Consider the following 22,980-nt stretch of genomic DNA (forward strand, 5'->3'; position numbering starts at 1 on the left):
AAGCCGTCGCCGATGGTGCACCGGCCGCCCTGGACGTTGCCGAAGGCGTACATGATGTGGGTCAGCTTGGCGGCCGATCCGCTGGTCACGATGTTCTTCACGTGGTAGTTGCGCCCGTAGACGCCCCAGTTGGTGAAGTAGCCGACGAGCTTGTTCCCGCCGGTGCCGCGCTCCCTGGTGGTGACCCTCAGCTCGTTGCTCGCCCCGGACCGGTTCCCGGCGGCGTCACGGGCCTTGACCGTGTAGGTGTACTGGGTCGTGGGCGACAGGCCGGTGTCGGTGTGGCCGGTGCCGGTGACGGTGGCGACGAGGGTGGCGCCGCGGTAGACCTCGTAACCCGTGACCTTGACGTTGTCGGTCGAGGCGTCCCAGCTCAGCTCGGCGCTGTCCGCGGTGACGGTCCCGGCGCGCAGGTTGCCCGGGACGCTCGGCGCCTCGGTGTCGTCGCCGCCGCCGTCGTCCTCGGTGGTGACCTTCAGCTCGTTGCTCGGCCCGGAGCGCTGGCCGGCGGTGTCGCGGGCGCGGACGGTGTAGGCGTACTCGGTGCCGGGGGTCAGCCCGGTGTCGGTGTGGCCGGTGCCGGTGACGGTGGCGACGAGGGCGGCGCCGCGGTAGACCTCGTAGCCGGTGACGCCGACGTCGTCGGTGGAGGCGTTCCACTGCAGGGAGACACTGGTCGTGGTGGCCGCGGTGGACCGCAGGTCGCCGGGGGCGGTCGGCGGGGTGTCCCCGCCGGTCTGGCCGGTGACCGAGATCGCCGAGACGGTCGCGTAGTTGGCCCCGCCGTTCATGTTGAACTGCACGTTGAGGGCGCCGTCGGTGACCGTCACCGGGAAGGACTTGTCGCAGGCGGTCAGCCTGCCGCAGGCGGCGAAGACGTCGAAGGCGGTCAGAACGTTGGCACCCTCGGCCCGGACGTCGAACTTGCGCTGCCCCGCGGCGTTGGCCCAGTCCTCGACCATCTTCAGCGTCACCTGGTAGGTGCCGTTGGGCAGGTCGAAGCGGTAACCGCTCCAGCCGTTGAAGGTGTTGTAACTCTGGTAGAGCGCGTCGTCGTCGGTGCCGGCGATCGGGCTGCCCGTCGTGTTCGTCCCGTAGCTGGTCTGGTAGCCCCAGTCACCGCTGGTGTAAGCCTTGTCGGCCGACCACTGGACGCCCGCGCCGTCGGTGACGGCCGCGCCGCCGGAGTTGACCCGGATCGGCACGGCGGCGGCGCCGTACGCTCCCGGCGCCGTGGCGACAGCGGCTCCCAGAGGGAGCAGGAGCGCTCCCGCCGCGCCTAAAAATTTCAGGACCAGTTTGTTTCGCACGAGGAATACCTCTCCTACCTGCGTGGGGGGTGATTATTAATAGGAAGCTTTCCTATTAATGAAGCGAAGGTATCCCCCTGACCACGCTGGGTCAAGAGACCGGATCTCCCGGGGAGAACGGCGCGGTCCTGCCCCGGTGGCCCCGTACCGGCGGCGCCTCCCCGTCCGCGCCCGCGGGATCCGGGCGTCGCGGAGGGGCGGTAAGGGTGTTGTGCCGGAACGGCGGATCGGGCCGGATGATTCGGGCCTGTAAATACGGTTGTTAAGTAATGTCCGTAAACAAAACAACGACCGCCTGCCCTTGATGGACAGGCGGTCGCCGTTGAGACGCGGGGGAGGGGAGACTCGGGGGTCCGTCCCGGCTCGCCGTCGTGAACGGCGGGCCGCCGGGGTCAGAGCTTGCGCAGCACCGCCACGACCTTGCCGAGCACGGTGGCCTCGTCGCCCGGGATCGGGTCGTAGTTGGAGTTGTGCGGGACCAGCCAGACGTGGCCGTCCCGGCGCTTGAAGGTCTTGACCGTCGCCTCGCCGTCGATCATCGCCGCGACGATGTCGCCGTTGTCGGCCACCGGCTGCTGGCGCACGACCACCCAGTCGCCGTCGGCGATGGCGGCCTCGATCATCGAGTCGCCGGTCACCTGGAGCAGGAAGAGCGTGCCCTCGCCGACGAGCTGCTTGGGCAGGGCGAAGACGTCCTCGACGCTCTCCTCGGCGAGGATCGGGCCACCGGCGGCGATCCGGCCCACCAGCGGCACGTAGGCCGCGGTCGGGCGGCTGACCGGCGCCTCCTCGCTGTTCGCGTCGGGGTCGACCCACAGCACGGGCTCGCCGGGCAGGCGGACCTCCAGCGCCCGTGGGCGGTGCGGGTCACGCCGCAGGTAGCCCTTGCGCTGCAACGCCGTCAGCTGGTGCGACACGCTCGAGGTGCTGGTGAGCTGAACGGCCTCACCGATCTCACGCATCGACGGCGGATAGCCGCGCTGCTGCACCGAGTCGCGGATCACCTCAAGGATCTTGCGCTGCCTGGGGGTGAGGCCGAGGGAGTCACGCCTGCGCACCGCCAGATCGCTGACGGCCGAGCCGTTCTCTCTGTGCTCGCTCATGTGATCTTCTCGCCTCCCGGTCCGTATTCCATATGTCGCACACAGCGACCGTACTCCCGTCGAAGATCATCTTCAAACAATTGTTCGAGTTGTCCTCGAAATCAGCGACGGCGTGGTGTACAACATCGTACGGGAGTTCGATCGACATCGTGTTCGATTCGCCGATCTTTCTTCGTCCGTGTCCGGCCCGGGCGAGGGGATGGGGGCCATGATGAAGGCGACCGCACAGACACGACGACCCCGGCCTCCGCGGGCGCGAGGGGCCCGGCACCTGCGGCTGGTGACCTCCCAGCCGGCGCCGGCGGAAGAGCCCCGGCGCCCGCGGGAGGCGGGACCGCGGCAGGCGCCGGCGGAGGGGTCCGGGCGTCCGCGACAGGCGGGGCCCCGGCGGGCGCGGGCGGAGGGGTCCGGGCGGGCGCGGGCGGAGGGGTCCGGGTGCGGGAGAGTGGAGGAGATCCGGCGCGCTGGGGCGGAAGGCTCCCCCGCGGCGCGGGCGGGGAGGTCCCGGCGGGTGCCCCCGGGACGGCCCGGCCCCGGGGGGAACATCCGATATCCTCGCAGGCCTGTCCGGCTCACCCGGAGAGGGAAGATCGTGATGGTGGCCCTGCTCGTCCTGGGCGCTCTGGGGATGCTCTGGCTCGGCACCCGCATCGCCCCGGCCTCGGCCGCCGACCGCGCCGGCCGTGCGGGCCTGCCCTGGGTCGAGGCGCGTCACGGCGACGCGCTCTGGGAGGTCGCCGAGGCGGTGACCCCGGAGGGCGATCCCGCCGGGACCGTCCGCCGGATCACGGACCTCAACGGGTTGTCGGTCTCGATGATCCGGCCCGGAGGCCGGCTCTACCTGCCGGAGGGCCTGGCGGGCTGAGGGGGCGGCCCGGCGGAGCCCGGGCGGTCCCGGGGTGATCCTCGTCCCGGGCGGAAGCGCTGGGCGGGGGCCGGGGGCGGCTCCGGGGGCCGGCGGGCACGTCGCGAGGCGCGACACGCCCGGCCGGAACGGGTTCGGAGCGCTGATCAGCGACTTCGTCCGGGGGGTCGTGTCTAACTTGCGTTCATGGTCGCGCACTTCTACGGTTGGACCACAACATCTAGTGGCTTTGCCGGTGCACTCCACCACAAGTTGTGTTTCGATCGTCGCACCTCGGGGTTTTGAGGGGCGTGCGCGGCCTTGACGCGCGGGCATCGCGGGACACACGGGGCAGGCGGGCCGCTCGGCTGATCAGGGAGGCGACGCGCGTGCACTGTCCGTTCTGTCGCCACCCTGACACGCGGGTCATCGACAGCCGGTCCACCGAGGACGGCGGGGCCATCCGCCGCAGGCGCACGTGCCCGCACTGCGGGCGCAGGTTCACCACGCAGGAGACCGTGCTGCTCATGGTGGGCAAGCGTAGCGGGGTGACCGAGCCGTTCTCCCGGGACAAGGTGATCGCCGGGGTGCGACGGGCCTGCCAGGGGCGGCCGGTCAGCGAGGACTCCCTGGCCCAGCTCGGCCAGCGGGTCGAGGAGAGCATCCGGGCGACCGGGGCGGCGGAGATCCCCGCCCACGAGGTGGGCCTGGCGATCCTCGGGCCCCTCCGTGAGCTGGACGAGGTGGCCTATCTCCGGTTCGCCTCGGTTTATCGGGGGTTCGAGACGCTGGCCGACTTCGAGGCCGAGATCGAGCAGTTGCGGGCGGATCGCTCCGCCAAGCAGGACTGAAGAATTCCATCCCCGGGCGCCGGGGGACGAAAGCGGCGCGGTGTGTGGTCCGACTCGTGGGCTCGTTCGGAGCCCCGGAAGGGGAAAAGTCATGACGGAGACGGTCGGCGGTGCGGCGGTACGCGGGGGCAAGCGACCGCGCAAGGGGCTGAAGATGAAGCGCGTCTTCACCACCCCCGGCGTCCACCCGTACGACGAGATCCACTGGGAGCGCCGCGACGTCGTCATGACGAACTGGCGCGACGGCTCGGTCAACTTCGAGCAGCGGGGCGTGGAGTTCCCCGACAGCTGGTCGGTCAACGCCGCCAACATCGTCACCACCAAGTACTTCCGCGGCGCCGTCGGCACCCCGCAGCGTGAGTGGAGCCTCAAGCAGCTCATCGACCGCGTGGTGGGCGTCTACACCAGGACCGGTGTCGAGCACGGCTACTTCGCGACCGACGAGGACGCCGAGATCTTCGACCACGAGCTCAAGCACGCCCTGGTCAACCAGGTCTTCAGCTTCAACTCCCCGGTCTGGTTCAACGTCGGCACGGCCTCGCCGCAGCAGGTCTCGGCGTGCTTCATCCTCGCCGTGGACGACCAGATGGAGTCCATCCTCGACTGGTACAAGGAAGAGGGTGTGATCTTCAAGGGCGGCTCCGGCTCCGGGGTGAACCTCTCCCGGATCCGCTCCTCCAAGGAACTGCTCTCCAGCGGCGGCACCGCCAGCGGCCCGGTCTCCTTCATGCGCGGCGCGGACGCCTCCGCGGGCACCATCAAGTCCGGCGGCGCCACCCGCCGCGCCGCCAAGATGGTCGTCCTCGACGTGGACCACCCCGACATCGAGGAGTTCATCGAGACCAAGGCGCGCGAGGAGGACAAGATCCGCGCGCTGCGCGACGCCGGCTTCGACATGGACCTCGGCGGCAAGGACATCGTCTCCGTCCAGTACCAGAACGCCAACAACTCCGTGCGCGTCTCCGACGAGTTCATGCGCGCGGTGGAGAAGGGCGAGGAGTTCGGCCTGCGCGCCCGCCTGTCCGGCGAGGTCATCGAGAAGGTCGACGCCCGCGACCTGTTCCGCAAGATGGCCAAGGCCGCCTGGGAGTGCGCCGACCCCGGCGTCCAGTACGACGACACGATCAACGACTGGCACACCTGCCCGGAGACCGGCCGCATCACCGCCTCCAACCCCTGCTCGGAGTACGTCCACCTGGACAACTCCTCCTGCAACCTGGCGAGCATCAACCTGCTGAAGTTCCTCAAGGACGACGGCGCCTTCGACGTCCAGAACTTCGTGAAGATCACTGAGTTGATCATCACCGCGATGGACATCTCCATCACCTTCGCCGACTTCCCGACCGAGAAGATCGGCGAGACCACCCGGGCCTACCGCCAGCTCGGCATCGGCTACGCCAACCTCGGCGCGCTGCTCATGGCCACCGGCCACGCCTACGACTCCGACGGCGGCCGGGCCATCGCCGGGGCCATCACCTCGCTGATGACCGGCGTCTCCTACCGCCGCAGCGCCGAGCTGGCCGGGGTCGTGGGACCGTACGACGGCTACGCCCGCAACGCCGAGGCGCACAAGCGCGTCATGCGCAAGCACGCCGCCGCCAACGGCGAGCTGCGCACGCTCGACGCCATGGACCGCGACATCCACGCCGAGGCGAGCCGCGAGTGGACGGAGTGCCTCAAGCTCGGCGAGAAGAACGGCTACCGCAACGCCCAGGCGTCGCTGCTGGCCCCCACCGGCACCATCGGCCTGATGATGGACTGCGACACCACCGGCATCGAGCCCGACCTCGCGCTGGTCAAGTTCAAGAAGCTCGTCGGCGGCGGCTCCATGCAGATCGTCAACCAGACGATCCCGCGGGCGCTGGCGAAGCTCGGCTACCAGGACGAGCAGATCGAGGCGATCGTCGAGTACATCGCCGAGCACGGCCACGTCGTCGACGCCCCCGGCCTGCGGCTCGAGCACTACGAGGTGTTCGACTGCGCGATGGGCGAGCGGGCCATCGCCCCGATGGGCCACGTCCGCATGATGGCCGCCACCCAGCCGTTCCTGTCGGGCGCGATCAGCAAGACCGTCAACCTGCCCGAGTCCGCGACCGTCGAGGACATCGAGCAGGTCTACCTGGAGGGCTGGAAGCTCGGCCTGAAGGCGCTGGCGGTCTACCGCGACAACTGCAAGGTCGGCCAGCCGCTCTCGGCGGCCGGCAAGAAGGCCGAGGACAAGACCGAGGACAAGGCGGCGGCCGAGGCCGCGGAGCCGACGGTCCAGGTCGTGGAGATCAGCCGCCCGACCCGCCGCAGGCTGCCGAACCAGCGCCCCAGCACCACCACCCGCTTCACCGTGGGCGGCGCCAAGGGCTACATGACCGCCTCGTGCTACCCGGACGACGGCCTCGGCGAGGTCTTCCTGAAGATGTCCAAGCAGGGCTCGACCCTCGCGGGCGTCATGGACGCCTTCTCCGTGGCCATCTCCATCGGCCTGCAGTACGGCGTGCCGCTGGAGACCTACGTCGGCAAGTTCGTCAACATGCGCTTCGACCCGGCGGGCATGACCGACGACCCGGACGTCCGCATGGCCGCCTCGGTGATGGACTACATCTTCCGCCGCCTGGCCCTGGACCACCTGCCCTACGACGACCGGGCCGCCCTCGGCATCTTCTCCGCCGACGAGCGGGCCGCCCAGCAGCGGGGCGAGGACCCGGCCGCGCTCCACGACGACACGGTCATCGCGGAGCTGGCCACCTCGGCCCCGATCGAGAGGCCCAAGCCCTCCGCCGAGGCCCGGTCCGAGGCCGAGCTCCTGCCCGAGCCGGTGCGCGGCGGCTCCCTGGAGTCCCACCAGGGCCGCACCGCCGACGCCCCGCTCTGCATGACCTGCGGCACCAAGATGCGCCCGGCGGGCAGCTGCTACGTCTGCGAGGGCTGCGGCTCCACCAGCGGCTGCAGCTGAGGGCGGGCGCCGTCCACGGCGTGAAGGCCCCGTGAGAGCGGGGAGCCCGGAAGAGTGAGGGCGGGGAGCCCGGCGGAAGGCCGGCTCCCCGCTCTCGTTCCGCCGATCGAGCGCGGCCGGAGCGCCGCCCGCCGGCCGCCGCCGGGCGCCCGCACCTCCTGCAGAATCTTGTTCTGTACGATCTCCGCATGACCGTCTACGCAGTCGCCCAGATCTCGATTCACGACCGGCAGCGCTACGACAAGTACGTCGCGGGGTTCATGGACGTCCTCGTCAAGTACGGCGGGCGGTTGCTGGCCGCCCAGGAGAACCCCGAGGTGGTCGAGGGGGAGTGGCCGCACGAGAAGATCATCCTGCTGTCCTTCGAGGACCGCCGGGCCTTCGAGGTCTGGGCGGGCTCCCCCGAGTATCAGGAGATCTCCAAGGACCGCGTGGCCGCCACGGACGGCGTCGTCCTCGCGGTGGACGGCATCGCCTGAACCGCGTGCGCCTCCCGGATCCCCGGCCGCCGGAGGGCGGACTGAAGATCCAGGGATCGCGCTAGAGCCAGTAGTTGTCGTGGCGGAGGTAGAACTCCGCCAGTTCCTCCTCGCCGGGCCGGCCGGACACCGCGAACTCGGCGAGCCCCTCGAAGTAGCCCTCCCGGGGCGCCCCGGGGGAGAAGTGCAGGAGCATGGAGGCCGGCTCGCCCGACTCGTTGCGGAAGGCGTGGATCCCGCCCTCGGGGACGTGGATGAAGTCGCCCGGGGTGGCGTCGATCCAGCGGTCGCCGGTGAAGATCCGCACGGTTCCGGTGAGGATGAAGAACGACTCGGAGATCGACCGGTGGAAGTGGGGGCCGGGACCGGAGGGCTCCGGTCCCATGTTCCACCGGTAGAGGCCGAACTTGCCGCCGGTGGAGGCGCCCGTTGCCAGGTAGTCCACCGTGTTGCCGCTCTGGTAGGTCAGTTCGGGCTCGTGGCCCGCGGGACGGAAGGTCGCACTGATCTCCCCTTTGTCCCCGAAATAGCTCGGTTCCGGATATGTCATGATCCATACCCTAGGCGGTCCGTCCCCGGCCGGAGAGGCGGGGCGGGCGTGTCACGGGACCGCTCCGGGGGCGTCGCGGCGAGCCGTCCCGGGGGCCACGGTGCGCGCCGTTCCCGGAGTTTCACGGTGCGAGTCGTCCGGGGGTCACGGCGCGAGCCGTCCCAGGAGCCCGGCCACCCGTTCGACGTCGGCCTCGGTGGTGCGCCAGTTGCTGAAGGCGGCGCGGAGCGCGGGCACGCCGTCGTAGACCGTCGGGGTGAGGAACGCCTCCCCGGACTCGGTGATCGCGGTGACGAGCTCACCGACGCGCTCGGGGGCCTCGGCGAGGGTGAAGCAGACCACGTTGAGCCGGACCGGGGCCAGCAGCCGGTACCCGGGCAGCGCGGCGATGCGCTCGCCGAGCAGCTCGGCGAGGGCGATGTCCCGCCGGACGACCTCCGCGTGCCCCTCCCGCCCGTAGGCGGCGAGGGTGAACCACGCGGGGACGGCGTGCAGGCGCCGGGAGTTCTCGGGGGTCAGGTGCACGGGGTCGGGATCGTCGCCGACGGGGCCCAGGTAGGCGGCGGCCGAGTTGGCGAAGACCCGGGCCTGCAGGTCGCGGCGGCGGGTGAACTGGATCGCGCTGCTGTAGGGGACGTTCAGCCACTTGTGCAGGTCCACGCAGACCGAGTCCGCCTCGCCGAGCCCGTCCACCAGATGGGCGTGTGCGGGGGAGAGGGCGGCGAAGGCCCCGAAGGCGGCGTCCACGTGCAGCCAGAAGGGGTGCCGCTCGCGCAGGGCGGCGATCGCGCGCAGGTCGTCGAAGTCGACGGTGTTCACCGTGCCCGCGTTGGCGACCACGATCGCGGGCCGTCCCCCGAGCTCCTCCAGGGCGTCGGCGAGCCGCGCCACGTCGACGGCCTCCCGGCCGGGCAGCGGGTCGACCCGCCGGATCGCCGAACGCCCCAGCCCGAGCAGGGACAGGGCCTTGCCGATGCTGGAGTGCGGAGTCCCGGAGAGCACGGTGACCGGGCCGAGCGCGGCGACCCCCCGCTCGGCCACCGGGACCCCGTACCGCTCGCCCAGCCACTCGCGGGCGACGGCCAGGCCGGCGACGTTGGACATGGTCGCGCCGCTGACGAACACGCCCTGGTGCTCCGGGGGCAGACCGAACAGCTCGCGCAACCAGGAGGCGGCCTCCCGCTCCAGGTCGGGGGCGGTGGAGTCGGCACGGGAGGTGGGGTTCTGGTCGAGGACGCCGGTCAGCCAGTCGCCCGCCAGCGCGGCGGGGGTGGCGCCGCCGGTGACGAAGCCCAGGTAGCGGGGCCCGGCGCTGGCGGCGAAGCCGGGCTCCCACCGCTCGGCGAAGGTCTCCGCCGCCCCCTTCAGGCCCGTGCCCTCCACGGGCAGCGGCACGGGCTCGCGCCGTACCGGCGCCTGCGCGGCGGGCCGGTCGTCCAGACCCGCCAGGAGCCGTACGGCGTAGGCCCGCGTCTCGTCGAGCAGTTCGGGCAGGCGTGCGAGGTCGTCACGGAGAAGTGGATGCATGGGCCATCACCGTAGGAGAGCGGCGGCGTTCCGTCCCGGTCCAATATCGGATAATGGCCTTGATTCTCTCTCGTCCTCGGAACGGCTCCCGGGACGCCGGGCCCGTCAGGCGACGATCCAGCGGCGGCCGATCTCCTCCGCGGCGGGCGGCGGCCCGGGCAGCGGCTCGGCCGAGGTCAGACGGAGGCCGTCGAGGACCAGCGCCAGGTAGCGGTGCCGCATCTGCGCGGTGCGCTCCTCGTCGCCGAGGTGGATGGCGGCGATCTGCTCGAAGAGCATCGACAGGTCGGCGACGTCCAGGCCGGGGCGGAGGACGCCGGCGTCCCTGGCCCGCTCGAAGACCCGCGTGGCCAGCCCCTCGGCGTACGCCGACTCCCGGAAGAGATCCTCGTCCGGGGTGAAGGTCCCGGCCAGGCTGAGGGTGAGGGAGTGGGTGTCGGCGTCCACGATGCGGCGCATGAAGTCGGCGAAGACGGTCCAGGGATCGCGCTCGTCGGCCAGCGCCGCCTCGGCCTCGGCGATGTAGAGCTTCAGGCCGTCGGAGCAGAGCTTGCGCAGCAGGATCTCCTTGCTGGCGTAGCGGCGGTAGAGGGCGCTGATGCCCACTCCGGCGCGCTCGGCCACGGCCGAGATCGGCGCGCCGGGATCGGCGACGAAGACCGCCCGCGCCGCCTGGAGGATGGTGTGGTCGTTCCGGGCCGCCTGAGCCTTGCGTCCGCTCATCGGGGCCGAGGTCGTTGTCTCCATGCCATCACTGTAACCCACGGAACATAACATTCCGTTCTAAGATTCGACGAATCCTCTGAGCGTGGGCTTCCATGAGTGGGTCTGCGGGGACCGCCCGCGGCCGAGGCGCCGCGGGGCTTCACGCCGCCGGAGTGGGGCCGCTCGGGCGTGGGAAACGGATGATGTTGCGACCTGTGTAGGCGCGAAGGTCGATGACCTTGGCGTCGCCGGGAGCCCTGCGGCGTGTCGCGGAACGGATGTCCCTGATCTTGATCCGCGCGACATATGGTGGCACAGCCACAAGTCTCTTCATTGAGCCCCCCGGCGTGATGATTCTGTTACACGCAATATGGACGCAACCGCATAAAACGGCCGTAAAGATCTCGTCAGTAGGGCAGCCGACGGCCCGACGGGGACCGCAGATCCAGCTCGGGAACGCGGATGGGGCGGCGGGTCTGCGGCCGCTTGATTCTGATGCGTCTCATGGCCTTGCCTCCTTCCTCGCTGCCACTGTGGGTGGCGCCACTTGACGTCCGGTTGGCGACCGCTTGCGGGCTGCCTCCCCGGAGGTCCATGCGGGCAAACCTATCGGGGTGGCGTGTCCCGGTTCAATAGGTTTGGTAACTCAGAGAATCCGTATTTTTACGTGTAGTGATGCGATGTGCCGGGCACCGGCCCCGGCCTGGGGCGACGTCGGCCCCGGTCTCGGCTCCGGCGACGGCCTCCCGGTGGAGGGGCCGTGCTTCCCCTTATGTCTTCACCGTAGTTCGACCGACCGACATTCCTGGACTTATCCGACGCCAGATCATCCTTTCGGTCACCGGCGGTGGATCCATCGGCTAACCCGCTCCCCTTGGGGTCGCACTCCCGGATCGGCATCGGGAGTGATCTATCGGGGCGGCGCCGTCCCTACGGTCGAACCATGAATCCGTTGAATTCCCCGAGTCCGCCTGGTCTCCCCGGAAGCGCCCCGATCCGGGCCTCCGTCCCCCGCATCGCCGCCCTCGACGTCCTGAGAGGGTTCGCGCTCGGCGGCATCCTGATGGTCAACATCGGCCCGATGGCCTACCTCCTCGGGTTCGGCGACGGCCCGGCGGAGGAACTGGTGAACGTGCTGTTCGCCGGCAAGTTCTACGTCCTGTTCTCCTTCCTGTTCGGTTACTCGTTCACGATGCAGCTCCGCTCGGCCGAGCGGGACGGGACCGGCGCCGCGGCCCGGACGGTGCGGCGCTGCCTGACGCTCATCACGCTGGGCGCGTTGCACGCGGTGTTCCTGTGGCTCGGCGACATCCTGCTGCTGTACGGGGTCGCCGGCCTGCTCCTGCTGCTGACGCGCTCGATCCGGCCCCGGACCGCGCTCATCGTCGCCGGGGTCCTGCTGGTGGCCAGCACCCTGCTCTACCTGGCGATGAGCTTCGTGGAGGGCGACCCCACCGGCGGCCTGCTCGGCGACGCCAACCAGGCGAGGATGCTCGCGGAGTTCCGCTCCGGCTGGCTGGAGGCGGCCGGCGTGCGCTGGGATCTGTACGCCTCGATCGGCGTCTTCCTGCTGGTCTTCCAGCTCCCGAGCGTGTTCGCCATGTTCCTGGTCGGCCTGGCGGCGGGCAGGAGCCGGGTGCTGGAGGATCCCGCGCGCTATCTGCCGTTCCTGCCCCGGCTGCAGCTGGCCGGGTTCGGGATCGGCGGCACGGTGACCGCGCTGATCGCCGTCTCCCGCTGGGCGGGCTGGGGCGCGGCCCCCTACCTGGAGCCGCTGGCCGAGCTCGCCTCACCCCTGCTCGCGGCGGCCTACGCGGCGACGGTCCTGCGCCTGATGCACCGCTACCCGGCGGTCCCGGCGGCGCTGGCCCCGGCGGGGAAGATCGCGGCGTCCAACTACATCGGCCAGTCGGTGGTCACCTCGATCCTGTTCACGGTCGTGGCGCTGGAGCTCTCCCCGTGGGCCGTGCTGGCGGTGGCGGTGGCGATCTACGCGCTCCAGCTCCCGCTGAGCGCCTGGTGGACCCGGCGGCACCGGTACGGCCCGGTCGAGTGGGTGTTGCGCACGGCGACCTACGGGCGGCGCCGGAAGCCCGGAGCGACCGCGGGAGCGTAGGAATGGGAGGGCCGGAGCCGCTGTTTCCGGGGTCGAGGGTTCTCACACTCGGCTGAGAACGCGAGAGCGCGACGTTCACCCGGAGGAGTTCACCGTGGCGGTCGAACTGAACCACACCATCGTCATGGCCCGTGACAAGAAGGCGTCCGCCGACTTCACGGCCACCATTCTGGGGATGGAGGTCGGCCCGCAGTACGGGCCGTTCCTGCCGGTCCAGACGGACAACGGCGTCACCCTCGACTTCATGGACGCCGGCGACGGCCCGATCACCCCCCAGCACTACGCCTTCCTGGTGTCCGAGGAGGAGTTCGACGCGATCTTCGCCCGGATCCGGGAGGCCGGGATCACCTACTACGCCGATCCCGGCCACCGGCAGGAAGGCCGGATCAACCGCAACGACGGCGGGCGCGGCCTGTACTTCGAGGATCCGGACCGGCACAACCTGGAGATCATCACTCGCCCGTACGGCAGCGGCGGCTGAACCCCCCCGGGCGCACGGGCCGGCTCCCGTCCGGTGGATCTCCTCGCCCGCCGCGGCCGCCGGCCGTCACGCGGGTGGAGATCCACCGGATCGGCCTAGGCTGCGGAGCGGACCGGGGCGGCCCTGCGCTCGAGGACGACCACCCCGGCGACCAGGACCACCAGCGCGGCGATCTGGGCCAGGGCGGACCAGACCCCGAATGCGACGGTCGCCGGCGCGGCCAGCGCCCCCACGGTCCGGAACCGGTTGCCCGCGATGCCGAGCACCCGGCGGAACCAGGCGTTGCCCGCCAGGAACAGGGCGACGCCCGCGGCGAGCGTCACGGCGGCGCTGAGCTTCAGCGGGTCCACCGGGTGCGCGATCGCCTTCTTGACCCCCGCGGCGACCGCGACGACGCCGAGCATCATCGGGATGTGGGCGTAGAAGTAGGCGCCGAGGACCAGCCGCGTGCGCCGTACCGGCTCACTGCTCTCCAGGGCGTGTTCGGCGTGCACCTCGTCGTCGCCGCCGAAGTAGATCCACCACAGGCCCGCGGCCAGGGCGAGTCCCAGCACCGCCGTCAGGCCCAGGGCGAAGCCGACCGGCAGGCCCTCGGCGCCGATGCCGATCGCCACGATCGACTCGCCGAGCACCACGATCACCAGCAGCCCGTGCCGTTCGACGATGTGCCCCGCCTTGAGCGCGAAGCCCTTCTGCCCGATGAAGTACGGGCTGCCCCAGAGCAGGAGCACCGCCGCGCCCCAGAGCAGGTAGTCGTAGGGCGCGTCGAACAGGCTCGCCACGCCGATCAGCGCGGCTCCGCCGAGGTTGAACGGCAGCACGCGGGCGAAGGCGGCGGTCGCCTGCAGGTACAGCCCCGCGTGGACGAGGATCAGCACGAGGTAGCCGAGTGTGAAGGCGACGCCTCCGCCGTCGAAGGCCGAGGGGATCGCCAGTGCCACGATCAGGAAGCCGGCCATGCCCAGCAGGATCAGCACCCGCCGGGCGGGCCGCACCGGGGGGATGGCGTTGGTCAGCCAGGCGTAGCCCGCGTACATCCACCAGATGACCCCGAACACCAGCAGCGCCTGCAGGGCGCCCAGGACCGGGGAGCTCTGCCCGGTGTCGTCGGGGGTCATGCCGGTGACGAGCAGCAGGGTGAGCTGGGTGACGGTGAAGACGAAGACCAGGTCGAAGAAAAGTTCGAGTGTGGAGACGCTCAGTTCGGTCTCGGGGGGTGCGGGTTCGGCCCGCTCGGCGAACCAGCCAGGGAGGCGCATGCCGCTCATTGTGTCCCGGATGCGGGGAATCGTGCTTTGGCTTCGCTATGCGTGAACGATCATCGTGTGGCGCCCGGCGGCGGACGCCCGGGTGACCTGATCCCGCCCGGGGCCGTCCGGGACTGCCCGGGACCCCGGGACCGGCCGGCGGGGCCGTCGGCCCGGCCGGTGCCGGCTCAGTCGTCCGCCGGGGCGTCCTTGCCCCTGGCGACCAGGGTGTCGCCGCGCTTGGCGGGGGTGGCCTGCTCGGTGGGGCGGCGACGGGGCCGGGGGCGGGGGGAGGGGTATTCGGCGGTGTCGGTGTCGCGCTCCGGATCCTCGGCGCTCTCCGGGGCCGTGCTCCGGGAAGCCGTGCGCTTGGCGGCGGGCGCCGGCGCGCCCTCCGGTTCGGCGGCGGGAGGGATCGGTTCCCCGGGGGCGATCGCCTCCGGCTCGCGCAGCGAGGCGAGGACGTCGTCGGCCTCGGAGTCGGCGGCGAAGTCCTCGGCGGCCTCGGCCTCGCGACGTTTGATCACCACCATGTGGTCGACCGAGAGCCGCCCGGCCCCGTTGACGGCCAGCATGATCGAGGCCGCGCCGAGCGCGACGATCAGACTGACCTCGCCGCCGGTCAGCGGCAGGCCGCGTTCACCGCTGGCGACGATGAACACCGCGAGGGCCTCGACGAACAGCAGCAGCCCGCAGGCGGGTACGGCGAGCCCGGCGATGAGCAGGGCGCCGCCGAGGAGTTCCATCAGCATTGTGACGGCGGACCAGAGCTCGGGCAGGGGCGCGCCCAGCGCGGCGAACTGGGTCTCGGTCGCGTCCAGGCCCGCCCTCAGCTTGGTCCAGCCGTTGGCGAAGAAGATCCCGCCGACTCCCAGCCTGGCGGCCAGCGCGGCGAGATCGCGGAGGGATTGTCGCACGGCTCCTCATTCTGGCTGGATTCGCTGCCATTGCCCATAGAAAGCGGCGATGGACCAGCCAAATCTGTTATTCCGGATTGGTCTGAACCGCGGTGAGCGGGAGGTGGCGATCCCGGCCGTGCCGGGGCGGACCTGCGGGGACGGGCCCGGGCGACCGGCGCCCACGAGGAACCAGGAACGCCACGGCGGCGGCGGTGGCGCCCAGCAGCAGCACGCTCACCACGATCGTGGAGTGCAGCCCGGCGACGAACGCGACCCTGGCCCGCGCCAGCAGCTCGGCTCCGGCGGCGCCGCCGATCTCCCCGGCCACGTGGGCGGCGGCGGCGAGCGACTCGCGGGCCTGGGCCATCGGCCCGGCCGCGACGCCCGCGACGGACGGCAGCGAGGGGGCGTACACGGCGGCGGTGATCGTGCCGAGCACCGCGACGCCCAGTCCGGCGCCCAGCTCGTAGGCCGTCTCCTCGATCGCGGCGGCCCCGCCCGCGCGGGACTCGGAGGTCGAGGACATGATCGTGTCGGAGGCGGCCAGGAGCGCGACCTGGATGCCGAAGCCGATGCCGACGAAGCAGAGCGCGAGCCCCACGGAGTGCCGCTCGGTGCCCCAGGAGAGCGTGGGCGCCAGGGACGACGCGGTCAGCGCCAGCCCGCCGCCCATCGTCGCGCGCAGCCCGAAGCGGCTCAGCAGGTGCGCGCCCGCCAGGCCGCCGGCGACCGAGGCCACCATCAGCGGGAGCATGCGGACGGCGGCGCCGGGCGGGCTGTCGCCGAGCACGAGCTGCAGGTACTGGGCGAGCATCAGCTGGAGGCCGACCAGGGCGAAGACCGTCAGCAGCACCGCGATCACCCCGACGGTGAACGCCCGCCGCCGGAACAGGTCCAGGTCCAGCAGGGGGTGGGCGAGCCGCCGCTGCCTGCGTATGAACCAGGTCAGCAGCGCCAGGCCGGCCAGGAACACGACGCCCCCCGCCGGATGGCCCGTGCCCGCCTCCTTCAGCCCGAAGGCCAGGGCGAGGATGCCGAAGATCGACAACAGCGCGCTGGGGACGTCCCAGGGCTGCCCGGGGCGCGGGCGCGACTCGGGCAGGAGCCGCGCCGCGGCGGGGAGCAGCGCCAGCAGGATCGGCACGTTGATCAGGAAGACGGCCCCCCAGTAGAAGCGCTCGACGAGCAGGCCGCCGATCAGCGGTCCGGTCGCGGCGCCGGCCGCCGCGACCGCGCTCCACACGCCCAGCGCGATCGCCCGCTCGCGCCGGTCGGTGAAGACCTGCCTGATGATGGAGAGGGTGGCGGGCATGATCATCGCGCCGCCGACTCCGAGGAGCGCCCGCGCGCCGATGAGGGCGTGGGGGGTCGGGGCGAACGCCGCCGCGGCCGAGGCGGCCCCGAACACCAGGTAGCCGATCAGCACCAGCCGCCTGCGCCCGAAGCGGTCGCCCAGCGTGCCGAAGGTCAGCAGCAGCGGGGCGACCACCAGGGAGTAGACGTCGATGATCCACAGCAGCTGCACCGAGCTCGGTTCGAGCGCGGAGGTCAGCGCCGGGACGGCGATGTGCAGGACGGTGGCGTCCACCGTGATCAGCAGGAGGCTGAGGCACAGCAGGACGAGGACCGACCAGCGGCCGGTCCTGGGTGAGTGCCGGCCGGTCTCCGCGCGCGCCGCGCGGACGTCGACCTCCACGGCGGTCACGGGGCTAGGGGGTACCGGCCTGGGAGAACATGCGTGGCAGCTTAGGGCAACTTCCGTACCGGATGAGAGCGTATCGGCAGATCGATTCGGGGCGATATGCGACTCGGGGGGCCGGGAACCGCGACCTCTCTAGAGAGATAGAGCCCTGTATCGGGGATCTAGGCAAACGGCGGAGCCGCACGGACCATGGCGGTCGTGGGAGTCGGCGCGAGGGTGAGCCGTCGTGGTGAGGGTGAGCGAGGTTCGTGGGTTCCCGATGATGAACAGGCGCGAGGTTCGCGAGCCGCGATGGTGAGCGATTCCGATGATTCCGTCGGATACGGAGGCTCCGGCGGACCCCGAGACTCCGGAGGCTACGAGGACTCTGACGCCTATGAGGGCGCCCATGAGGACTCCGGCGGCGGCGATCCGGACGCGGTTCCGCGGGATCCGGGCGGTCCCCGGGAGTGGTGCGCCGTGGCGGCCGCCCGGCTCGGCCGCGGCCAGCCGGAGGCCGCGCTGGAGGCGGCCCGCCGGGCGGTGGACCTCGACCCCCGGGCCGAGGCCGGGGCCGACTGGGGATACCGCCTGGCCAGCCTGGCGTTCGAGCGGCTGGGCCGGGACGCGGAGGCCGTGGCCGCCGCGGAGGAGGCCGTACGGCTGGCGCCGGGCTCCTGGACCGCGCGGCTGCGTCTGGGAACGGCCCTGCGCCGGATCCCGGGGCGGTGGACGGAGTCGCGGGCGCAGGCGGCCCGGGCGGCGCGCTACGCCCCCGAGGAACCCGATCCGCACGTGCTCGTGGGAGACCTGTCGCTTCTGCGCGGGGACTACGCCCAGGCCCGGACCGCCTACCGGCACGCGCTGCGCCGCCGGGACGACCATCCCGGCGCGCGGATCAACCTCGGCCTGGCGCTGCTGCGCTGGGAGCGGTCCCGCGGGCACCACGACCCCGCCTGGCCGGTGGACCCCAGGGAGACCGGCCGGGCCCGCCGCGCCCTGGAGGTGTGGTCCCGCCAGGTCCGGCTCCTGCTCGCGGTGGCGCTGCTGGGGATCGCCGCGGCCGTCTTCGGCCCCGGCCTGGCCGCCGCGCTGGGCGAGGGGGGAGCGGCGGCCTTCGCGCCCGGCCTGCTGACCGAGGCCAGGGTCGGCGGGGGAGCGGCGCTCGCCGCCGTCCTGGTGATCACCCTCCGGCAGGCCCGCAGGGTCAGGCTCTGGCCGTACGTCCCCGGCATGCTCGTCCGCGACCCGTGGCTCTTCCTGAGCGTCGTGATCACTCTGCTGGCGGTCGCCGCCTACGGCGCGGCGCTGGCCACCCTGCCCCGCGCCGCGCGGCAGCTCGCGTCGGCGGTGACGGAGGCGGACCCGGCGGATCTGCCGGAGAACCTGCTGGGGAACGTGTGGGCGGTCCCCGTGCTCCTGGTGCTCCTCAACGGCGTCGCCCTCCCCGTCCTGCGCACGCTGGCCGAGGCGTGGCGCGGGCGGCCGGTCAGGGCGCTGGCCCAGTTCACCGAGGCCGACGAGGACCGCACGGCCGGACGCGACATCGACGTGACGCTCTGGCTCGTGGCGGTCCGGGCCTGGTCGGCCCTGGCCGCGGTCGCGGCGGCGGCGTGGTTCCTGGAGGACGGGCGCTGGGCGTTCACGGCCCTGGCCGTCCCGGTCGTGCTGCGCTGGGCGTACGGCAGGGCCGGCCGGCCCTCCCGGCTGCGCGGGGTGCTCGCCGGCGACCGGTGGCTCGCCGGGGTGCTGACCCTGCTCGCCGCCGCGTCGCTCGTGCTCGCCGCGGCGGCGGCCGTACGGGCTCTCGGACTCCCCGGTCCTCTCGATCGCCGGGCGTGGCAGGTGGGGATCGGGGTTCTGGCGGCGGTGGTGGCCGCCTACGTCGCCAGGGCGGCCCGGGCGTGGTGGCAGGGCACGCCCGGGCCGGGGCGCGCCTCGCTGATCATGTGCGAGAGCTGCGGGCGGCGCCTGCCCGGCGACGCCCGCCCGCCGGTGGGGCTCAGCGGCGAGGTGCGCCGGGCCTTCGCCGACGGTCGCGGGGTGGTGCTCGCCTACGCCGACTCGACGGGGCCGAGAGCGCTGCCCGTCGGTTCGGTCGGCTCGGTCGGCCCCGGCGGCGAGCTCCGCCTGATCGCCGCCGACGACGCGTGGGAGGCGGCCGAGCGCGACCCGAGGGTGGCGGTGTTCGTCGCCGATCCGTTGGAACGCCGTTTCTGGGCCGAGGTGCGCGGCGTCGCGGTCGGGGACGCCGAGGCCGAGGTGCTCCGGGTCACCCCCAAACACGTCATGGTCGGCGACTATCCCGGACGCCACCAGGGACGGCTCCGCCCCCGGGACGGCAGTCCGGCGCGCTGACGCCCGCTGCGTACTTGCCTGGGGGTGACAGTTCCTCATCGTGTGAATCGTCCGCACTCGTCCGTTTGCTGGATTGTGTCGGCGCGACGGCGTGGCGTAGTGCCGGGGCGCCCCCAAATCTCCGTCCGGTGCGGTATAACCGGGGGCGACCGGGGAGGCGTGATGCGGGACTCCGACAGGGCCAGGCCGGCCGGGCGGGCGGCGGCACGGGATCTGTTCGAACAGGTGCGGGTGCGCTACTTCCACCTTTCCCCAGCCCTGCGGAGGCTGCTCCACGTCGCCGCCTTCCTGACCGCGATGACGCTGGCCGCGGTGCTGGGCTGGCCCCTGTTCACCACCGCCCTCGTCGCGATCGCGCTGCTCGGCTTCGTGGCGCTGACCCTGCGCTTCCCCCGCGCCGCCGCCACCGTGCTGGTCCTGGCCGGATGGACGCTCGTCCTCGGCTTCTTCATGGGCCTGTACGGCCCGCAGTCGCCCGCCCCCCCGCTCCTGCTGGTCCTGGGCGTGGCCGTGGCCGGGGTCGCCCACCTCATCCGCTGGGTCCCGCCGTGGCTGACCACGCTGATGGCGCTGGTCCCCGCCGCCGTGGCGGCCTTCGCGCTGTTCTTCCTCGCGCCCGCCGCCGGCCCGTGGGCCGCGTACGGCGTGGCCGCCGCGGTGCTGGTCCACCGCTTCCTCGCCGCCCGCCGGGTCAGGGGGATGCTCTCCGACCACGAGCAGCAGGTCAGGGTCCGCGTCCAGGAGGGCGGGCCCCAGGTCCACGGGCACGGCGGCAGGTCCGCGCCGCCGCCGATCTCGGTGGAGGAGGCGCTCGGCGAGCTCGACGCCATGATCGGCCTGGATCCGGTGAAGGAGCAGGTGCGCTCGATCGCGGCCTCGATCGAGGCGTCCCGCCTGCGCAGGGAGGCGGGGTACGCCACCGAGCCGCCGATGCGCCACTTCGTGTTCGTCGGCCCGCCCGGCACCGGCAAGACCAGCGTGGCCCGCACCGTCGCGAAGATCTTCTACGCCTTCGGCCTGCTGGAGACGCCCTACGTGGTGGAGGCCCAGCGCGCCGACCTCGTCGGGGAGTTCCTCGGGGCCACCGCGATCAAGACGAACGAGCTGATCGACCGGGCGCTGGGCGGGGTGCTGTTCATCGACGAGGCCTACAGCCTGATCAACTCCGGTGACGGGCAGCCCGACCGGTTCGGGGCGGAGGCCGTGCAGACCCTGCTCAAGCGGGCCGAGGACGACCGCGACCGGCTGATCGTCATCCTGGCCGGCTACGAGAAGGAGACGACCTCCTTCCTGACCTCCAACCCCGGCCTGTCCAGCAGGTTCGCCACCCGCGTCCGCTTCCCCGGCTACGCGCCCGAGGAACTGGTCCAGATCACCGACCTGCTGCAGCGGCGCCGGGGCGACCGGCTGGCCGAGGACGCCAGGCCCGCCCTCCTGGCCCGCTTCGCCGACGTGCACCGCCGCGGCCTCGTCGACGAGCTGGGCAACGCCCGGTTCGTCCGCAGCCTGGTGGAGGCCGCCGCGCAGGCCCGCGACGTGCGGGTGGTCGGCGCGGGCGGCTCGCCCACCACCGAGGACCTGGTGACCACCACCGGGCCGGACGTCGCCAAGGCGTTCGAGGAGCTCACCGCCCGCTACCGCGGCTACCAGGCCACGCCGACGCTGGAGGAGGCCCTGGCCGACCTGGACCGGATGGCCGGTCTGGAGCCGGTCAAGCGGCAGGTCCACGCGATCGCCGCCCAGCTGCGGGTGGCCAGGATGCGACAGGAGCGCGGGCTGCCCACCCCGCCGCAGATGCGGCACTTCGTCTTCACCGGTCCGCCCGGCACGGGCAAGACCACCGTGGCGCGCATCCTCGGCCGCATCTTCGCCGCCCTGGGCCTGCTCGCCCGGCCCGACGTGGTGGAGGCCCAGCGCGCCGACCTGGTCGGCCAGCACCTGGGCGCCACCGCGATCAAGACGAACGAGCTGGTCGACCGGGCGCTGGGCGGGGTGCTGTTCATCGACGAGGCCTACAGCCTGGTCAACAGCGGTTACGCCGGGGGTGACGCCTTCGGCGCCGAGGCCGTGCAGACGCTGCTCAAGCGGGCCGAGGACGACCGCGACCGGCTGGTGATCGTCCTGGCGGGATACGAGCGCGAGATGAACGCCTTCCTGGCCACCAATCCGGGCCTGGCCAGCCGGTTCAACCAGCGCGTGCAGTTCCCCTCCTACGCCCCGGACGAGCTGGCCGAGATCGCCGGGCTGCTCGCCGACGGGGCGGGCGACCGGTTCGACGACGAGGCCAGGCAGAACCTGGCCGAGGTCTTCACCTGGGTCTGCGAGGACGGCCTGATCGACGGCCTGGGCAACGGCCGTTTCGCCCGCTCGTTGTTCGAACGCGCCGCGATGCGCCGCGACGTGCGCCTGGCGGACCTGGGCGGCCCCGCCAGCGCGGCCGAGCTGACCACGATCACCGGCGCGGACGTGCGCACGGCCGTGGACGAGATCTCCGGCCGCTGACCGGGCCTTCCGGCCTCCGCCGCCCGAGGGCCCCGTAGCCCCCTGCGGGCGCCGCTCCGCCGGCCGCGGACCGTACACCGCGGCGGGGAAGGACCCGCGGGGGCGCCTCCGCTGGAACGCGAACCTCGGCCGCATCGGCTCCCGGGAGATCGACGCCGCGCTGGACCGGGCCGCCGCCGAGCCGGACCCGGTCCGGGTCCGCCCCTCCGCGCCCGTCCCGGGCCGGGGAATGTCGGCCGCCGGGTGTAGGAAGGGGGCATGGCGATCTCGGTGACCTGGCCCCAGGTGCTCGCGTGGCGGTTGAAGCGGCAGTTCGTCGATCCGGCGGCCGGGGAGGACGCGGTCTCGGTCATCCGGAGGCTGACCGGGGTCCAGGCCCAGGTGGCCTCCTCGGCCGAGCTGGCGGTCGCCGTACGGCGGGCGGAGCCCCGGCGCGGCGAGATCGACCGGGCCCTGTGGCAGGAGCGCACGCTGGTCAAGACCTGGACGGCGCGCGGCACGCTCCACCTCGTCCCGTCCGACGAGCTGTCCTGCTACGCCGCGGTCCTGGGCTCGTTCCGCCACTGGGAGAAGGGGTCCTGGCAGCGCGGCCACGGGGTGACCGCCGCCGAGGTCGCGGCCATCCTCGACGCCGTCCCCCGGGCGCTCGCCGGGCGCACCCTCACCCGGGAGGAGCTGGTCGAGGCCGTCATCGAGGCGGCCGGCGACGAGCACCTGAGAGAGGCGCTCACCTCCGGCTGGGGAGCGCTGCTCAAGCCGCTCAGCTTCCTGGGCGAGCTCTGCTACGGCCGGCCGCGTGAGGGGCGGGTCACCTTCGCCGCCCCGCGCGACCAGGTGCCGGGCTGGCCGGCCGCGCCGCCCACGGCCGAGGAGGGCGGCCTGGTCCTGGTCCGCTCCTTCCTCGGCGCCCACGGCCCGGGGGCCCCCGAGACCTTCGACGCCTGGCTCTACCGGGGCGCCGCCCGCAAGGCGACCCTGCGCGGCTGGTTCCGCGATCTCGCCCCCGAGCTGGCCGAGGTCGAGGTCGAGGGCCGTCCCATGGTCCTGCTCGCCGAGCACCTCGACGACCTGGTCGCGACGGAGCCCGCCGCCGGCGTGCACCTGCTGCCCGGCTTCGACCAGTACATCCTGGGCGCGCCCCGCGACCTCGAACCCCTCCTGCCCAAGGAGGCCAGGGCGAAGGTCAGCCGCGCCGCCGGATGGATCTCCCCGGTCGTGATCCACGGGGGCCGGGTCGCCGGAGTCTGGGAGGCCAAGAACGGCGAGATCACCCTCGACCTGTTCGAGGACGTGCCGGCCGCGCCGCTCAAGGCCGAGACCGAGCGCGTCGCGGCGCTGCTGGGGTCTCGCGAGGTTTCCGGATAGCGGAGACGGATCTCC

17 protein-coding genes are annotated in these 22,980 nt (G+C 72.4%); 9 read left to right on the forward strand and 8 right to left on the reverse strand.

Annotation, left to right across the window (positions count from 1 at the left end):
- Positions 1-1,310: fibronectin type III domain-containing protein (locus Plo01_RS13760; RefSeq protein WP_203890961.1), on the reverse strand; the 1,310-nt coding region annotated here is incomplete at its 3' end.
- Between the two features lie 392 nt (positions 1,311-1,702).
- The gene (gene lexA / locus Plo01_RS13765; RefSeq protein WP_239316282.1) at positions 1,703-2,413 is read right to left on the reverse strand and encodes a transcriptional repressor LexA; all 711 of its coding nucleotides are present in this window, start codon (positions 2,411-2,413) and stop codon (positions 1,703-1,705) included.
- 595 nt (positions 2,414-3,008) lie between these two features.
- On the opposite strand from lexA, the gene Plo01_RS13770 reads away from it, so the two are divergent.
- The 4 genes from Plo01_RS13770 to Plo01_RS13785 all read left to right on the forward strand — a co-directional run bounded on the left by Plo01_RS13770 (position 3,009) and on the right by Plo01_RS13785 (position 7,534).
- Positions 3,009-3,278: a hypothetical protein gene (locus tag Plo01_RS13770; RefSeq protein WP_203890962.1), complete on the forward strand. Its 270-nt coding sequence runs from the start codon at positions 3,009-3,011 to the stop codon at positions 3,276-3,278.
- A 368-nt stretch (positions 3,279-3,646) separates the two neighbouring features.
- Complete coding sequence (gene nrdR, locus Plo01_RS13775) at positions 3,647-4,108, forward strand: transcriptional regulator NrdR (protein WP_203890963.1); 462 nt, start codon at positions 3,647-3,649, stop codon at positions 4,106-4,108.
- A gap of 91 nt (positions 4,109-4,199) precedes the next feature.
- Positions 4,200-7,055: a vitamin B12-dependent ribonucleotide reductase gene (locus tag Plo01_RS13780; protein ID WP_203890964.1), complete on the forward strand. Its 2,856-nt coding sequence runs from the start codon at positions 4,200-4,202 to the stop codon at positions 7,053-7,055.
- A gap of 188 nt (positions 7,056-7,243) precedes the next feature.
- Positions 7,244-7,534 (forward strand): DUF1330 domain-containing protein, encoded by a 291-nt coding sequence (locus tag Plo01_RS13785; RefSeq protein ID WP_203890965.1) that lies wholly within the window; start codon positions 7,244-7,246, stop codon positions 7,532-7,534.
- 61 nt (positions 7,535-7,595) lie between these two features.
- Here Plo01_RS13785 and Plo01_RS13790 read toward each other — a convergent pair whose 3' ends face one another.
- The 3 genes from Plo01_RS13790 to Plo01_RS13800 form a co-directional block, all read right to left on the reverse strand.
- Positions 7,596-8,084: a cupin domain-containing protein gene (locus Plo01_RS13790; protein ID WP_203890966.1), complete on the reverse strand. Its 489-nt coding sequence runs from the start codon at positions 8,082-8,084 to the stop codon at positions 7,596-7,598.
- Between the two features lie 144 nt (positions 8,085-8,228).
- The gene (locus tag Plo01_RS13795; protein WP_203890967.1) at positions 8,229-9,611 is read right to left on the reverse strand and encodes a pyridoxal phosphate-dependent decarboxylase family protein; all 1,383 of its coding nucleotides are present in this window, start codon (positions 9,609-9,611) and stop codon (positions 8,229-8,231) included.
- Positions 9,612-9,716: 105 nt separating this feature from the next.
- Positions 9,717-10,358, reverse strand: a complete 642-nt coding sequence (locus Plo01_RS13800) for a TetR/AcrR family transcriptional regulator (protein ID WP_239316284.1) — start codon at positions 10,356-10,358, stop codon at positions 9,717-9,719.
- 901 nt (positions 10,359-11,259) lie between these two features.
- Between Plo01_RS13800 and Plo01_RS13805 the strand changes: the two genes are divergently transcribed.
- Both Plo01_RS13805 and Plo01_RS13810 read left to right on the forward strand, forming a co-directional pair.
- The gene (locus Plo01_RS13805; RefSeq protein WP_203890968.1) at positions 11,260-12,432 is read left to right on the forward strand and encodes a DUF418 domain-containing protein; all 1,173 of its coding nucleotides are present in this window, start codon (positions 11,260-11,262) and stop codon (positions 12,430-12,432) included.
- A gap of 94 nt (positions 12,433-12,526) precedes the next feature.
- Positions 12,527-12,913, forward strand: coding sequence for a VOC family protein (locus Plo01_RS13810; protein WP_203890969.1), 387 nt, complete (start codon positions 12,527-12,529; stop codon positions 12,911-12,913).
- A 95-nt stretch (positions 12,914-13,008) separates the two neighbouring features.
- Here the strand turns inward: Plo01_RS13810 and Plo01_RS13815 are convergent, their stop codons facing one another.
- The 3 genes from Plo01_RS13815 to Plo01_RS13825 all read right to left on the reverse strand — a co-directional run bounded on the left by Plo01_RS13815 (position 13,009) and on the right by Plo01_RS13825 (position 16,764).
- Positions 13,009-14,172, reverse strand: coding sequence for a low temperature requirement protein A (locus tag Plo01_RS13815; protein ID WP_203890970.1), 1,164 nt, complete (start codon positions 14,170-14,172; stop codon positions 13,009-13,011).
- A 176-nt stretch (positions 14,173-14,348) separates the two neighbouring features.
- A complete protein-coding gene (locus tag Plo01_RS13820; protein WP_203890971.1) occupies positions 14,349-15,077 on the reverse strand; it encodes a DoxX family protein in 729 nt (242 codons plus the stop codon).
- Positions 15,078-15,144: 67 nt separating this feature from the next.
- The gene (locus tag Plo01_RS13825) at positions 15,145-16,764 is read right to left on the reverse strand and encodes an MFS transporter (RefSeq protein WP_239316286.1); all 1,620 of its coding nucleotides are present in this window, start codon (positions 16,762-16,764) and stop codon (positions 15,145-15,147) included.
- Positions 16,765-17,220: 456 nt separating this feature from the next.
- Here Plo01_RS13825 and Plo01_RS13830 point away from each other — a divergent pair, with 456 nt between their 5' ends.
- The 3 genes from Plo01_RS13830 (at position 17,221) to Plo01_RS13840 (ending at position 22,965) form a co-directional block, all read left to right on the forward strand.
- The gene (locus Plo01_RS13830) at positions 17,221-19,098 is read left to right on the forward strand and encodes a hypothetical protein (protein ID WP_203890972.1); all 1,878 of its coding nucleotides are present in this window, start codon (positions 17,221-17,223) and stop codon (positions 19,096-19,098) included.
- A gap of 162 nt (positions 19,099-19,260) precedes the next feature.
- Positions 19,261-21,600 (forward strand): AAA family ATPase, encoded by a 2,340-nt coding sequence (locus Plo01_RS13835; protein WP_203890973.1) that lies wholly within the window; start codon positions 19,261-19,263, stop codon positions 21,598-21,600.
- Positions 21,601-21,858: 258 nt separating this feature from the next.
- Positions 21,859-22,965, forward strand: coding sequence for a winged helix DNA-binding domain-containing protein (locus tag Plo01_RS13840; RefSeq protein ID WP_203890974.1), 1,107 nt, complete (start codon positions 21,859-21,861; stop codon positions 22,963-22,965).
- Positions 22,966-22,980 lie beyond the last annotated feature (15 nt).

Origin of the sequence: Planobispora longispora (assembly GCF_016863135.1) — a bacterium.
GTDB lineage: Bacteria > Actinomycetota > Actinomycetes > Streptosporangiales > Streptosporangiaceae > Planobispora > Planobispora longispora.

Excerpts from the sequence above, each read along its gene's own strand:
- lexA (WP_239316282.1), bottom strand. The coding sequence starts at position 2,413 with ATGAGCGAGCACAGAGAGAACGGCTCGGCCGTCAGCGATCTGGCGGTG.
- Plo01_RS13770 (WP_203890962.1), top strand. The coding sequence starts at position 3,009 with ATGGTGGCCCTGCTCGTCCTGGGCGCTCTGGGGATGCTCTGGCTCGGC.
- Plo01_RS13780 (WP_203890964.1), top strand. The coding sequence starts at position 4,200 with ATGACGGAGACGGTCGGCGGTGCGGCGGTACGCGGGGGCAAGCGACCG.
- Plo01_RS13785 (WP_203890965.1), top strand. The coding sequence starts at position 7,244 with ATGACCGTCTACGCAGTCGCCCAGATCTCGATTCACGACCGGCAGCGC.
- Plo01_RS13790 (WP_203890966.1), bottom strand. The coding sequence starts at position 8,084 with ATGACATATCCGGAACCGAGCTATTTCGGGGACAAAGGGGAGATCAGT.
- Plo01_RS13795 (WP_203890967.1), bottom strand. The coding sequence starts at position 9,611 with ATGCATCCACTTCTCCGTGACGACCTCGCACGCCTGCCCGAACTGCTC.
- Plo01_RS13800 (WP_239316284.1), bottom strand. The coding sequence starts at position 10,358 with ATGGAGACAACGACCTCGGCCCCGATGAGCGGACGCAAGGCTCAGGCG.
- Plo01_RS13805 (WP_203890968.1), top strand. The coding sequence starts at position 11,260 with ATGAATCCGTTGAATTCCCCGAGTCCGCCTGGTCTCCCCGGAAGCGCC.
- Plo01_RS13815 (WP_203890970.1), bottom strand. The coding sequence starts at position 14,172 with ATGCGCCTCCCTGGCTGGTTCGCCGAGCGGGCCGAACCCGCACCCCCC.
- Plo01_RS13835 (WP_203890973.1), top strand. The coding sequence starts at position 19,261 with ATGCGGGACTCCGACAGGGCCAGGCCGGCCGGGCGGGCGGCGGCACGG.
- Plo01_RS13840 (WP_203890974.1), top strand. The coding sequence starts at position 21,859 with ATGGCGATCTCGGTGACCTGGCCCCAGGTGCTCGCGTGGCGGTTGAAG.